The 13,834-nt window shown below is 58.3% G+C and carries 6 protein-coding genes and 1 pseudogene; 5 read left to right on the top strand and 2 right to left on the bottom strand.

Translation table 11 applies throughout. The features are described 5' to 3' along the window. The first annotated feature begins 17 nt into the window (after nt 1-17). The 5 genes from AASM09_RS11500 (at nt 18) to AASM09_RS11480 (ending at nt 9,439) form a co-directional block, all read left to right on the top strand. Nucleotides 18-1,439, top strand: coding sequence for a Wadjet anti-phage system protein JetA family protein (locus AASM09_RS11500; RefSeq protein ID WP_049400904.1), 1,422 nt, complete (start codon nt 18-20; stop codon nt 1,437-1,439). A 1-nt stretch (nt 1,440) separates the two neighbouring features. Then, nucleotides 1,441-2,097, top strand: a complete 657-nt coding sequence (locus tag AASM09_RS11495) for a DUF4194 domain-containing protein (protein ID WP_017354467.1) — start codon at nt 1,441-1,443, stop codon at nt 2,095-2,097. After that, entirely contained in the window at nt 2,084-5,503 is a 3,420-nt protein-coding gene (locus tag AASM09_RS11490) for an SbcC/MukB-like Walker B domain-containing protein (RefSeq protein ID WP_158704768.1), read from the top strand. Before AASM09_RS11495 ends, AASM09_RS11490 begins: the two co-directional genes overlap by 14 nt. Next, complete coding sequence (locus AASM09_RS11485) at nt 5,500-6,711, top strand: Wadjet anti-phage system protein JetD domain-containing protein (protein ID WP_017354465.1); 1,212 nt, start codon at nt 5,500-5,502, stop codon at nt 6,709-6,711. The genes AASM09_RS11490 and AASM09_RS11485 overlap by 4 nt, the downstream gene beginning before the upstream one ends. A gap of 91 nt (nt 6,712-6,802) precedes the next feature. Beyond that, the gene (locus tag AASM09_RS11480) at nt 6,803-9,439 is read left to right on the top strand and encodes a hypothetical protein (protein WP_234026163.1); all 2,637 of its coding nucleotides are present in this window, start codon (nt 6,803-6,805) and stop codon (nt 9,437-9,439) included. A gap of 51 nt (nt 9,440-9,490) precedes the next feature. On the opposite strand, the pseudogene AASM09_RS11475 reads toward AASM09_RS11480, so the two are convergent. Next, nucleotides 9,491-12,483 (bottom strand): annotated as a pseudogene (locus AASM09_RS11475) (Tn3 family transposase). A gap of 24 nt (nt 12,484-12,507) precedes the next feature. After that, nucleotides 12,508-13,779 carry a site-specific integrase gene (locus tag AASM09_RS11470; RefSeq protein WP_343368460.1) on the bottom strand — a complete coding sequence of 424 codons (1,272 nt, stop codon included), beginning with the start codon at nt 13,777-13,779 and terminating at the stop codon, nt 12,508-12,510. Between the last annotated feature and the right edge of the window lie 55 nt (nt 13,780-13,834).

The following is a 13,834-nucleotide window of genomic DNA, read 5'->3' as shown; positions in this document are numbered from 1 at the left end:
TTCTGTGGAGTTGCACAGTGTCCAGCTCTCTGTTTGAGGTACTGCCATCGCAACTCTTTCGCCCATTGGCCTCGGCAAATCGGGAGAACTACTGGCGGCTGCTCTTGGGTCTGTACGAAGAATTCTTCGGGCCAGAGGCTGAGGTTCCCCCGGCGACCGGCTGGGAACGGCGGCAGTTGACGCAGTTCATCGAGAACTACCTCGAACACGATGACGCTTGGCAGGCAGAAGAGGGGGTAGGCCAGCTCACTCCGCTCAACATTCGCGCCAACATGTACTTGAGCCATCTCACGGAGAATGGCTGGTTCGAAGAAGAGCAGGTGGGACTCACGCGCACTCTGTCCATGACTGCTGTGGTAAGCCGTTTCCTTGCCACCTTGCAGGTCTTCACAGAAGACACGCCGGCGATGGTGGGCGCGAAGATGCGTTCCATTGAAGACACATTACGTCGGGTGCTTGATCCTGCAAGCAATGTCTACGGTGACGACTTCGTAAACGCCGGCGACAGCGCCCATGCGCTTCTGTCCGGGATTGCCGCCATGAGTCTGAACGTGCGTACCCTGCAGCGCGAGATATTCAAGTCCGCGACCCCCGGGGCGGCTATCCGTCGGTTGTTTGAAGACTACATTTCCAAGCACGTCATGGCTGACTATGCGGACTTGGCTGGCGCCGATCACCCCCTCGCACGAAAGGCGCAGGTGTTGAGCCTAACTCAGGAAATCCATTACGGGGATCATCGGGAACGGATCATCGTGTGGTTGGCCGAGCGACGCTACAAAGGTGATAAAGGCACGGCTGAGGCTGTCTATGAGAAGGCGATCAGGCGATTGAGCAATGTCTATCGTCTGCAAGACTACTTCGATCGCTTGGGCCAGGATCAGCGCCATATCGAGCGTCGCATGCTGGCCATGATCGAGTACCAGCTTCGCGCGCCGGGCCAGCTCGAGAGACGGATCAAAAAGGCTATCGCCGGAGTCAATGCTGCGGAGAACTTCGACGCCTCCATGCCCGTTGGGCCCGGAGCATTGCTTTCCGGTGAACTCCTGTTTCAACCACGCATCGCCCGTCCGCCCATTCCCAGGACCGCGGATTCTCCGCGGCAGATGACAGCCGAGCAGGAGGCGCGGATGAACCTGCACAGGCGTGCGCGTGATGCGCGTACCGCCATGCCAACAGAGGTGAGGGTGTACTTGCAGGGTGTCATGGGAGGAGGTAGGCAGATCCGGGCGTCTCAGCTTCCCATCACCGGTATCAAGCAATTTCGAATGGTGCAGACGCTGTCCACCTACGCACAGGAAGCAATGACAGGCCTCGGAAAGAAGCACCATGAAGGAATTTCAAAGCGACTACCTGGATATCGCTTCCAAAGCGCCGGTGATGAACGAATTGCCGGGCCGTATTTGGACATGCCGGACTTCTACATCACCAAGGTGAAATGACATGGCACGCCACTGGGAAAAGGCGCTTAGCCGCGACACTATGTACGAAGAGCAGGACTACGAGCAGGCGGCCTATCGGCTAGTAACCCATCAGGTCTTGTCCGCCTCTGACCGGGCGACCCGGAAGGATTACGGCATTGTCAGCCGAAATATCAATGACTTTGAGCAGGCAGTTCGTCCCCTTGGCATCGAGCTGTTGCACGACACCAACTACCAGTACATCGTGGCGCGGCCCGTGCACGTACTGACCCAACAGCGAGCCAGCAAGGACGAAACCCTGCTGCTGTTGGTGCTCGCCGGCGTTCATCATCGCGTCCGTTTCGAGGGGCGCGAAGAGCCAAATGGCGAAACTTTCGTCGATTTGCCTGACTTGCAAGAGCACTACGAGAAGGAAACGGGCAGGGACTTTCCCTCGCCTGGGGACTTCCGCTCTTTGATGACCAAGTTCAAGCGCTGGGGGATTGCTGCCTTTGAGGACAAGGACGATGTACGGAATCAGCTCGCGAAGGTTCGCATCCATCCCGCGATCGGAGATCTGCTGCGGAAGGAATACTTGAGCCATCTGGAATCCTTCCGTAAGGAAGTGGCAGGTGAGGGGGATGCGGCTACTTTCGACGCAATGAATGAAGTCACGGAGGATGGCGATGTATCTGCTTGAGAAATTTCACTTGGTACAGTTTTTCCTATTCCGTGCCGAAACCCTGAGCTTTAGCCCTGCAACAGGCATTGTGGCGCCTAACGGATCTGGAAAATCTGCGATTCTGGATGCGATGCAGATCGTCTTGTACGGAGGGGATCAGAATCAAATCGATCTCAATGCGCAGTCAGGGGGGGTATCAGGCACTCGAGGGCGTTCAGTGCGCGAATACTGCCTCGGCTACTATCGCGGTGACGAGCATATTCGTGAGAATGCGACGTCCTATTTGACCATGGTGTTTCGCGACACTGAGGGCGAATTGCCGCCGGTTTCGGTTGGCCTGGCCCTGGGCGCGTCAGTGGGCGACCCAAAGCTGCACGTCTACGGGCGCTATGTGGTCCAAGGGGTTGCGCTCGCGTTAGATGATCATCTTGAAGCGAACGCCGAGGCGGAACTTTTGCCGTTGGCCTGGGGAACGTTCAATAAGCTGATGGAGGACGCAGTCAGTCGCGTGAATGGTAGGCTCGCAGTGCCTCCGTCGGCGGAGAAGCAGGTTGAAGCAATGTTGTTCGCCTTGCGCCCCAAAGGAGGGGGCAGCATCGACCCGAGAGCTTTTCGGCGAGCGATGAAGAATGCGCTTAATCTGCAGAAAGTTCCTGACACCAGCAGCTTTGTTCGAAATTACATTGTCGATGCCTATCCTATCGAGCTCAAGAACTTCCGCTCCCAGCTCGACAATCTGCGCTCGCTTCAAGCCAAGGTTCTGGAAACACTGGACAGGCTTGAGAACGTCAAAAGCTTGATCGCAGCCGGTCATAAGGCTACTCAGACTCGGATGCACGCAGCGACCTATAGGGCGCTGTTGGATGACTATGAGCGTGAACAACACATGGATGCTGTTGATGCGGCACAAACTACGCTGCATGAAGCGCGGGACAGGCATCAGGCAGCGCAGAATGCAGTCGACAGCGCCAAGGCGGAGCATGATCGACTCAACGGCGTGTACATCGAACTAGAGCTTCAATCAGCAGCAGATCCGGCGATCAGTGCCGCCCGTGACCTGGCCAGCGAACGAGAGAGATCACTTAGACCTATCAAAACCAACGTGGCCCAGGCCATTCGCGAGGTGGTGGCGGGCTTCGAGAAGGCCAACCGCGTGAAACCCGATCTCGGAGGCTGGCAGCATCTGGCGATGCCGTGGGTTGAGCTTCTTGATGCGGTTTCCAGTACATCCGTATCCGATGCGCTTGTGCTTGACGTTTCGCAGGCCTCGGCAGCATTGCGCGAGTCCAGCATGCGGGTTGCTCCGATCATCCAGTCGGCACGGCGTCAGCTAGACCATGACGAGCAGAGGCTGTCCAAGCTTGGAAATGAACTTAGGATCGCTAACGAGCAGATCAAACGCATCCAGGAAGGCAAAGCGGAACTCCCGCCGGCCGTCCAAGCAGTTGTGAACATACTTGGAGACAAAGGACTTCTGTGCACGCCCGTCTGCGATTTGGTTACAGTCACAGATGCCGACTGGGCACCCGTAATCGAGGGATTCCTTGGTCGTTCGCGCACTGCCCTGGTTGTCCGTAGCGGCAAGTTTGAGGATGCCTTGTCCGTTTTCAACAAGATTCCGTGGGATACAAAGCCGGATTCAGTACTGTTGGTGAACCCGGTGAAGTCGAAGGCGGATATGGGTGTGGTTCCGCCAATGGGTCTCGCGCACCTGATCGCGGGTGACAATCAAGTGGCGGTGGACTATATCCGTCTTCGACTCGGCCGGCTGGAGCGATTGGAGCGCGTCACCACGGATAGCCCAGAGGGCTTCACCCGTACTGGCGAGCAGGCTGGACGTGCTGATTTCGGCCGTCGACGCCCCTTGTCTGCAACGGAACTGGTGTTGGGACGCCAAGATGCGAGCCATCGCCTGGCGGTGCTTCGGCAGCAGCGCAGCACTTTGGGGCAGAACGCAGCCGAATGCGAGCAGGAGGCGAACCGGTCGCGCCAGTTGGTTGAAGCCCTTGAGAAGTTGGTGGGACTTGAAGGACGTATCCAGGACATTGAAAGATGGCTGAACTCGCACATTCAGGAGCAATCCGCGCTTGATGCAAAGGCGGCGATGCAAGAGATCGCAAGCGCACCTGATCTCCTTGCTCGTCAGCTGCTCATCACAGAGGCAAGGCGAGCTGCCCTGGCAGCACAGTCGAAGCTGGAAGAAAGCAGCAGAGACGTCGGAACTCATGGTGAGGCTTTCCGGCAAGCACAGAGACGGCTAGACGAGCTTGCGGATAGAACCAACGGAATCTGCTCAAAGGCGGCTCTCAGTCGCCGCAATGAATACGTGGGTGATGAGTGGTTCGAAACAAAACGCGATGAGTTTGATGGTTCCGGCCTATCGCTGCATACGATTGTGGCGAAGATTAGTGACGCTACGGTTAGAAGTGGCAATCAGCTGTCTTCCCAGGTGCAGGCCTTGGCAAGTGACATGTCTACATACGCAAACCAATTCGATCCGCAGATGGATATCGCGGTGGGCGACTTGGGTGCCATGTGCGAGACGATGGCTCAGGAGAAGCAACGGCTAGAGGAATCCGAGCTCCATCACTACCAAGTGCTTTCCGCGGAAGCTGCAGAAGCGGCAGAGCAAACGTTCAAGGTGCAGATCGCCGCCCGCCTGAGCGACCACTTCGCCAGCATGCGCAGCACGCTCAATGAGCTGAACAGTACGATGGAGCGCTTGCCGCCATTCTCGAACAACGAGAAGTATCACTTCGTCACCAATCTCAATAAAGATCATGAGTCGCTGTACAAATTCATACTGAAGGTGGCTGGTGCGGGACCGGAGGGGGATATCTTCTCTGGACAGGTGGATGCTCCTCCTGAGTTCAGGGCGATGCTTGAGGGAAAGGATGCAGAGGCCAACAGGCTTCTGGAGGACTATCGCAATTTCTTCAACTTCGAGATTGACGTTCGCAGCAATGGTGTGACGGTGACCGACTTCTCAAAGCGCATGGACAAGGGTTCCGGGGGCGAGCACCGCGCGCCTCTTTTCATCGTTGCTGCAGCGTCGATGGCGCGCGCATTGGGAAAGTTGCGCGGTGATCAAGGCGGCATGTCGCTGATAATTTTCGATGAGTTGGGTGACAAGATTGACTCAGTGAATACCCGTGCCGTCTTTGAGTACCTGAAGGCATTGGGCCTTCAGCCCATCGTCGCGGCACCGGACGATGCCTTGGGTAAGATCAACGAATCGGTGGATACCTACATCGAGATGTACCGTGACGACGATCTTATCTCCATCAAACACGTACGCATTGATGACGATGGTCATGTAATTCTGGATTCCGATAACTGGCGCAAGCATCCCGAGCTTTTCGAGGAGGAGCTCAAGCGTGTTGAAGCAAGTCGAATGCCCCATGGGGAAGGGGTCGTTGCATGACTATAGCCCGGGCCTTCCTTACGTCAATTTTCAATCGCTCCCAGAATGCAGTGAGTCGTGGCAAGGATGAGCGAATAGCTCTCAGGCTGACGGAGTCATCATGCCCAGAGTTCTTCAGCCTGCGCAGCATCGAGGATGCAAGAGCGTTTCGTTCCGAACTTGAACTGGCTGAGCGCTCTGGAGCCATCGAAATCAAGGCCAAGGTGATGGTGCAGCCGCCTCTAGATGTTGCGGGCGTTGCCGTACTGAACCTCGCAAAGCTGGCGAACTTCTTGGGCGCACGACTTCGTCGTGATTCCGTATCAGAGGCCCGTTCCATGCTGGACACTCACACCGGCCTTTTCCCCGTACTGACCGAGGTCATTGAGCGCTGGTCGCTGGGCCATAAGGTTCGCGGGCAAGAGGCTACCGATGCTTCTGTAGCGCAAATACTGGATGCAATCAGACTCATTTCAGCAAGGCGAGGTGTCGTCAGGGACGAACTGTTGCGCCGGGTTTCGGCCATGATGTTTGGTGACAGCAAGCGAGTGGAGGGCATCGTGAAATGGATCGATTTGCTTTGGTTCAACTCTATTGCACCATCTGGACTTGATAGTAGCGAGGTCTTCTCGGCCATAGGCCTGCACAAGGAACCATTGCCCGTACTGATCTCAGGTCCGCTTACGGTTGTTACGTCGACTACGGTGGTGGGAGTGGTTCATCCATATCTCGGCTTCGCTCCTGCCCACATCACTGGATTCGTGCCGAATCCAGCCGTGTTGAGTTGGCGTGTTCTCACCATAGAGAATCGACAGACATTCCATGAGTTTGCTGAAGCTGCATCTGATCAAGTCGGCCTCGTGCTGCTCTATACCGGTGGTATGCCGTCCCCATCCTGGAGACAGGTCTACATGCTGATCTTGAAATCACTTCCTTGCCAGACAACTCAGGCGTTTCATTTCGGCGACTTGGATGAGGGGGGGATGAGAATTGGCGCCGTCATCGCAGGATCTGCCGCCGAGGCGGGGTTCACCCTGAAGCCGTGGTTGATGGATCCCAGGGAGCTCATTGGTCTCGGTTACGCTCTCAAGCCAACGGCTGAATCGGTGTCTAGCGCAATATCTCGAACTTGTCGATCCATCGGGTGGAATGACTTGGCCATTCATGTGGAAACGCATCCGGGGACGCTGGAGCAGGAGGTTCTCCTTCCACAGTTTCCAGGCTCCTAGAATTCTGGGCAGTCTGACCTAGGCGACAAATTGCTTTGCGCCGTCTTTAATGCCTTGATGCGCGTGCCCCGATCATTGCGGGAAGGGAATCATGAGATTTTTTGAACTTGATGCTGTAGATATCACAGCGCTCAGTGCTGGCGATCTGCGTGAATTGGTTGCCCGTCTTTGCGAAGCGGAGGTAATCCAGCAGGGGCGTCGGCCGAAGAGCGTTATGTGGGGAGGTGCGCAGGAGGCACCTGATGGCGGTTTGGATGTCCGTATTGAGGCTATGGACTTGCCGTCCAACGACGGCTTTGTTCCTCGTGGGATCTGCGGTTTCCAGGTCAAGAAGCATGCTATGGGTGCGGCGGCATGCAGGGACGAGATGTTGGAGGGTGGCACCCCAAAGCTCGTACTTGCAGATCTTGCCGATCGAAATGGTGCCTACATTATCGTTAGTGGCAAGGACGATTGTTCAGACAGCATGTTGGCGAGTCGAGTGCGGGCGATGGAGGCGGTCGCGGAGACCCTTCCTGGAAAAGCGTCTCTGCGCGTTGACTTTTATGGTCGAGATCGATTGGCGACTTGGCTACGGCGGCATCCAAGCGTTGCGCTGTGGGTTCGTGCGCGCCTCGGCCGCCCCTTGTCCGGCTGGAGGCCTTTCGGGAGGTGGGCAGCTACTCCCCCAGCCCAGAACGACGCATTCCTTGTTGATGACCACCCCTGCGTGATTGACGCGAACTCGAGCGCAAAGACTCCTATGCCTGTTTCTGAGGGTATACATCTAGCTCGAGAACGGTTGCGCCGCCGCGGTAGTGCGGTGCGCATCACCGGCCTCTCCGGAGTGGGGAAGACGCGATTCGCGCAGGCCCTGTTTGAGGCGAACGTTGGTGAGGAGGCCTTGTCACCAGCTAGCGCAATCTACGCCGACCTGGGTGAGAACTTGACACCGACGGCATCCGAGCTAGTTTCATACATCGTTGCTAACGATCATGCGGTTCAATTGGTGCTGGACAACTGCCCGCCAGACGTGCATCGGCAGTTGCAGAAGCAGGTCTCCGCAAGTAGCGCGATGCTCAGCCTTCTGACAATCGAGTACGACATCTCGGACGATCGTCCTGAGGAAACCGAAGTGATCCACCTCGAGCCGTGCAGCGAGGAGACGGTCTCGATGCTGATCCAGCGGCGGCACCCAGACATCGGGAAGTTGAACGCGGGCAAAATCGCCGAATTTTCCGGCGGCAATTCGCGCATCGCGATCGCGCTGGCCAGCCGGGTAGATGCAGATGAGACGTTGACAAACTTCTCCGACGAGGACCTTTTCCATAGGTTGTTCAGTCAACGAAAAGGAGCGTCCAATGAACTTCTGGAATGCGCTGAAGCGCTATCGCTCGTCTATTCCTTCAATGTCTCCTCGTCCGAGTTCAATGATGAGCTTGGCGTCCTAAGTGCCATCGTTGGCCTCGATCGTCGTGGTCTGCATCGGGCTCAGGCTGAGTTGATGCGTCGTCAGCTCGCGCAGAGTCGTGGTGAGTGGAGAGCAGTTCTTCCTCATGCACTTGCCAATCGTTTGGCGAAGCGTGCGCTGGAGAACATCCCTGTCGATGCAATCAATGCCGAGCTGCTAAAGCCAGAGAACCTCCGACTTTTCGTCTCATGTGCGCATCGACTGGGATACCTGCACGATTTCGAGCCTGCGGTTCGGATGGCAAATAGTTGGGTGAGCCCCGGCGGACCGCTGCATGATATTGGATCGTGTAACGAAGGCACGCTGTCTGCATTGCTATACATAGCGCCGGTATTCCCGGAGACCGTGCTGCAGCTGATCGAGAACGCCGCAACCAAGCCAGGCTTTGCCTCGCGCGAGAACCGAAACTTCAGGTTGTTCGTGCGCCTGCTGCACCAGCTAGCTTACGACGACGATAAGTTTGATCGTGCTGCGACGGTCATGCTGAAGTTCTCCGAGGGCGAGAAGTCAGGTGAGAACAGGGACAGCATAGTTGGACAGATGCGGCATCTGTTCTCGTTGCACCTGTCAGGTACGCTGGCGCGACCAGAACGGCGGTGTGCGTTTGTCAGCAAGCTACTCGAGTCGGGCACCGAGAGGCATCGCGAGATCGCAGCCGAGCTGTTCCATGCTGCGTTCGAAGCGACGCACTGGACGTCTTTCTCTGCGTTCGACTTCGGTGCACGTAGACGTGATGCTGGCTGGCAGCCGCGAACGCGTGCCGAAGAGCTCGAGTGGTATATCGGCTTCTTGAACTTGCTGCGACCGGTGCTGACATGTGATGACTTGACTCTTCGCGACTGGGCGCGCTCACTTCTGGCAGGTCATTTCCGGGAACTATGGACGTTTGCGGGCTGTTTTGATGATCTCGAGGAGATAGTCAGAAGTCATGCTTCGAAAGGGGAATGGCCGCAGATGTGGGTCTCGGTAAAGAAGACGCTTGGCTTCGATGGCGACTCAGCTCATCCTGATCTACTGGCTCGGCTGGAGTCACTTTCGCGCGTTGCGGCACCATCCGACCTCTATTCTGAGATCGAGGCCTATGTGCTGTCCAATACTTGGGATCACATCGAGAGTAGGGGGGGGCAAGTAGCCTTCAGTGACGAGATGATCAAAGAGAAGGTCATCTCTCTTGGTGAGATGGCCGCAGCAGAGCTAGGTTGCTTAGAGCGATTGGGTCCAGGGCTTTGGTCGATGGTCGGCAGGGAATCATTACGTACAGGGCCAAAAGCTGCCTAAGCGACTGAATTTCAAGGTTGATTGCTCGTCTCTCGGGCAGGCTCTCCCCATCTATGGGGTCTGTTCAAGCACCTTGGCTGTGTAGCTCAGCGGCGCCACTTCCCTTTCAAGATCCAGGTGGTAATCGCCGAAGCGATTGATGTGGCTGGTCCGATAAGGCGACAGGCCGGCCAGGATCTCGGGCGTCAGTTCAATCCCCTCCTTCCTCATCTCGGCCAAGGTCCGGCTCATGCCTTCCACGTTGTGGAGGATGATCATGTTGGCCACCAGCTGGCTGTACTTGATGATCTTGCGCTGCTCGTGTTGGACGTTCTCAGCAATGATCCCCTGGCTGCCAAAGAACACCCATTTCACGAAGCCGTTGTATTCCTCGCTCTTGTTGGTCGCAGCATGGATCGTTTTGCGGATCTCGTTGTCATCAATGTAGCGCAGCAAGAACAGCGTTCGGACGGCCTTGCCAAGTTCTCGGAATGCGAAGTACAGCTTGTTCTTCCGGCTGTAGGTGCCCAGCCGGCGCAGGATCGAGGACGCGGTGATCTTGCCCAATCGGATTGAGATCACCACCCGCAGCATGTCGTGGAGATGGGTGGCGATCAGTTGCCAGTCGATGCTGTCCCCGAACAGTGCCTGGATGTTCTTATAAGCCCTACCCGGTTCGGGCCGAAAGAATGTCAGGTCCTTGATGTTCCGGATCCGGGGCATCAGCTGGATGCCCAGCATGTGGGCCAGGCCGAAGACCGGGTAGCTTTGGGCCTGCGTGTCGCCATGGACGATCTCAGGCTGGATGTCGGAAGTGTTGGCCAACAGACCGTCGAGGATGTAGATGCCCTCGTGCACGCCACAGGGAATGAAGTGGCTGAAGAGCGCCACGTATTTATCGGACACATGGTAGTAGCCGATGCCACCGTAGCCGCCGTAGCGGATGTGATACTCCGACAGCAGGTTGTCCTCGTAGACGCTCCACTTCGTGCCATCAGCTGATGCGCTCTTGCCGCTGCCCCAATAGCCAGGCAGGTCGAATTTGTTGTAGGTATTGATGACCTCCACGATGGCCTTCTCAAGCACATCCTCGGTCACGTATTTCAGGTTTAGCCAAGCGACTTGGCGCCGGCTGAAGCCCTTGATCGACCGCGCCGTCTGCGTCGGCCCCAGGTTGCAGCCATAGCAAAATAGCGTGGTGATCACACGTCGGGGCAGATCTTCGACCTGGCTCTCGGTGCCGGCGATCGGGCGGAAGAAACGGTGCAGATCCAGCCATTGGCTGGCATCGATCAGGACATCGACGATGCTGGATTCTGGAAGCCGTTCGGCGATGAGGCGATCCACGGTGGTAATCGCGCTGGAGACTTCGGCGCGTTGCCCCTCCGCAGCACCAGGCGCCCATCCAGGATGTCCGCATGTACGTTCTCCGGGAAACGCGCGTCGACCTCATCGGCCAGGGAGGTCAGTTGTGCACGTAATCCCGCCACGAAAGACTCGGCGTCGGTGGGCAGGCCTGACACCTGGCCGTAGGCTTCCAGTTCCTGGGCCAAGGTGGCTTCATCGACCAGCTGCTCACGGTAGTCATCAAACCGTTCGCTGCTGGGAATGAAGAGATCTCCGGACTTCAGTTCGTCCTTGACCTGCACCAGCACGGCCAGCTCGAAGTACTTACGGTGCATCCAGCCGGCGCCGGCTGCACTGGCCCGCTTGCCGAACACGTGCTGACGCCAGAGCTTGGACATCCAGTCAAAGTCCTTTTCCGGGTCCAAACCGAGGGAGGCGACCTCGATCAGCTCACGGCGCTGGTTGCGCAGCGAGAGCACCGCTGCGATCAGTGGCTCCATGCCGGCGTCGTGGCTGGTCGCCCGAAGTTTCATCAGCTCCAGCCCATTGAACAGCAGCGGCCTGACCGCGCCATAGGGCTGCAGCATGAATGGCAGGTAGTTCTTCCCGGCGTAGGCCATATGTTCTTCGCATTCGGCCAGCAAGGTCGACACTTCCGCTTCCAGGCTGTTGTCGATGGCATCCACGCGCTGACTATCGCTGCCGTCGAGCTGATAGGCCTGTAGGATTTCCTTGAGCTGGCCGATGAGGAAGTCGGCCCGTTTGGCATGTTCGAGCTGGTAGGCCAGCAATTTCTGCTGGGCCGTGTTCTCCAGCCCGCGCACCTGCTTGATGAACAACTCGGCTGCATCATCCAGTGTCTTGGCATGCTGGGCGCGAATGAAGATGGTGGCCAGCGCATAGCGCTTGTCCGGAGCCAGTTCGGCCAGCTCGCTGGCGTCATAGGCCCGAGCCATCGCACGGAACTGCTTGAGCTTGGGCACCGGCACATCAATGGGAGGCAGCTGGTCGGCCAACTGCTGCAGCATGCGGATGTGCTGCAGATAGAACCGAACTTCCTTGTTGGTGGGCCGGCCGGGCTCGCGCTTGAGTGATTGCCAGCCGGTGAACCTGGACCCTTCCGGTGCGCGCAGCAGTTCGTCGATGAGCGTGCGCGTGGCAGGCGTCAGTGCGTGGCTGATGCTGCGGTAGTAGCCCAGATTGACCCGCTCACGGGCGCCGATGGCGGCCAGCTCCAGAGTGCGGAAACCGGGCAGTTCGTAGCGATGGTGCACCAGCTCTTCGAGCAGGACGTTCACGATGTCCGGGATGGTGTGCTTGGTCTGGGCTGCTCCGGTGGCCACGGTGTCCAGCCAAGCCAAGCCCGATTTATCCAGGGGACGTACCCCGATGAATTGCCGAAGCTGCGGCATATGCCGGCGCTGGCTGCCGGAAGCGTCGTAGCGTTCGAGCTGGTCGGTGTCCAATACGCGCCCGAGTCGGGCGGCCTTGGCGATGTGCTTCCGGATCCGCTCGGGTACGTCGGCCAACACCGTGAAGTAGCCCAAGCGTTGGAAGAGCTTGAGATGAATCAGTACCGCCAGCTGCGGACCCGGCTGGGTGGTCAGCTGCTTGGCGAATGCAATCTCAGCGGCGGTCGGGGTATAGATCTCCTCCAGTTCCTTGGCGGTGGGATCAGGCTTCAGTCGCGGGTAGGCGGTCTCGTGAAGGGTAGCCATTGGATCCGGAGGGTGTGAGGGGGATCAGTCCCAGTGCCGGCCGTCGTCTGTACTGAGCGACGCTTCCAGGAAGCACTGGTGCGTATCGGCCATGCGGTGCATGTCATCGAGCAACGTGGCCAGGATTTCATCCAGATCCCGGTCGGGATCGGTGGGAACAGTCAACCGGTACTCGCTGCTGGCGGTGTTCAGCCGCACCGCTTGGAACGGGGCCAAGCAGATCTCTTCGATTCTGCCCCGGGCCTTGGCCGCGCCGCGGCCGGCGCGGGCAAACGGGGTCAGCACCATGCGTAGGAGCAGCTGCAGGGCAGATTTGACCTCGGGCGCCGGCAGCGCCATCGCCGGAGCTGGCGCGGTTGGGCTGGGCAGGCTCGCTTCAATGCGATCCCGGGCGAACGGGTCACGCCCGTCCAGGTAACGCATGGCCGACTGAACATCGCGCCAGCCCACGTACTCCATCAACGCCTTCATGTCCCAGCCCTGATCGTTGGCCCAACTAGCAAAGCCGCGGCGCAGCGAATGGCTGCTGTGGAGCCCCGCATCGGCAAAGCCGGCACTGGCCAGCAACTCGCGCAGCAGGCGCACCAAACTGTTGGGATGGAGCCCTTCGGCACTTACGTGGCCCCACTGGTTGATTGCCCGAAACACCGGCCCGTCTTGCACGTTTGCCGCCTGCAGCCACACTTGGGTCGCCTCTACCGGACACAGCCGCGACAACGCCGGCACCTTATGGGTAACGCCGGCCGCTTGGCGATCGCCCTTGCTGCGCGGCAGGAAGCAGGTCATCCCCTGTCTCGGCACCAGCGTGAGATGGGCCACTTCCAGACGCAGCAGTTCATCGCCACGGAAGCCACGCCAGAATCCGAGCAGCACCAACGCGCGATCCCGCTGATGGCGAAGCGCCGCCGCCCCGTCGCCCCGGGCATGGGCCGCAGCAATCGCTGCGGCCAGCCAGTCATCGAGCTCGACCAGCCGCCGGATCTGCAGTGGCGCAGCCTGCTTGACCCGGGTCGGGTGGAGGGTCTGAATCCCTTTAAGTACCTTGCGCACCAGTGGCGAGCGGGTGGGATCCACAAATCCGTGATCCCGATGCCAAAAAGCGATCGCCGCCAGGCGATGCCGCAGCGTGCTGGTGGCCAGGGTCTGCGCGTAGGTGGCCAAGTACCGCGCCACACTGTCTGGGGTGGCCGGAAGGTGTCCTTGCCACTCGACCTCAAAGTGCCGTAACGCCGAAGCGTAGCTGCGCACAGTGTTCTCGCGGGTGGCGGCATCAATGTACTGATCGAGGATAGTCACCTGGCCCAGAACACGCACGTTTCAAAGGTGGCCGGCCAATCGTCCATCATTCGAC

The organism is Stenotrophomonas maltophilia, from assembly GCF_039555535.1.
GTDB classification, from domain to species: domain Bacteria; phylum Pseudomonadota; class Gammaproteobacteria; order Xanthomonadales; family Xanthomonadaceae; genus Stenotrophomonas; species Stenotrophomonas maltophilia_Q.
The sequence above is the reverse complement of the archived record's forward strand: the minus strand, read 5'-3'. Positions and strand labels throughout refer to the sequence as shown.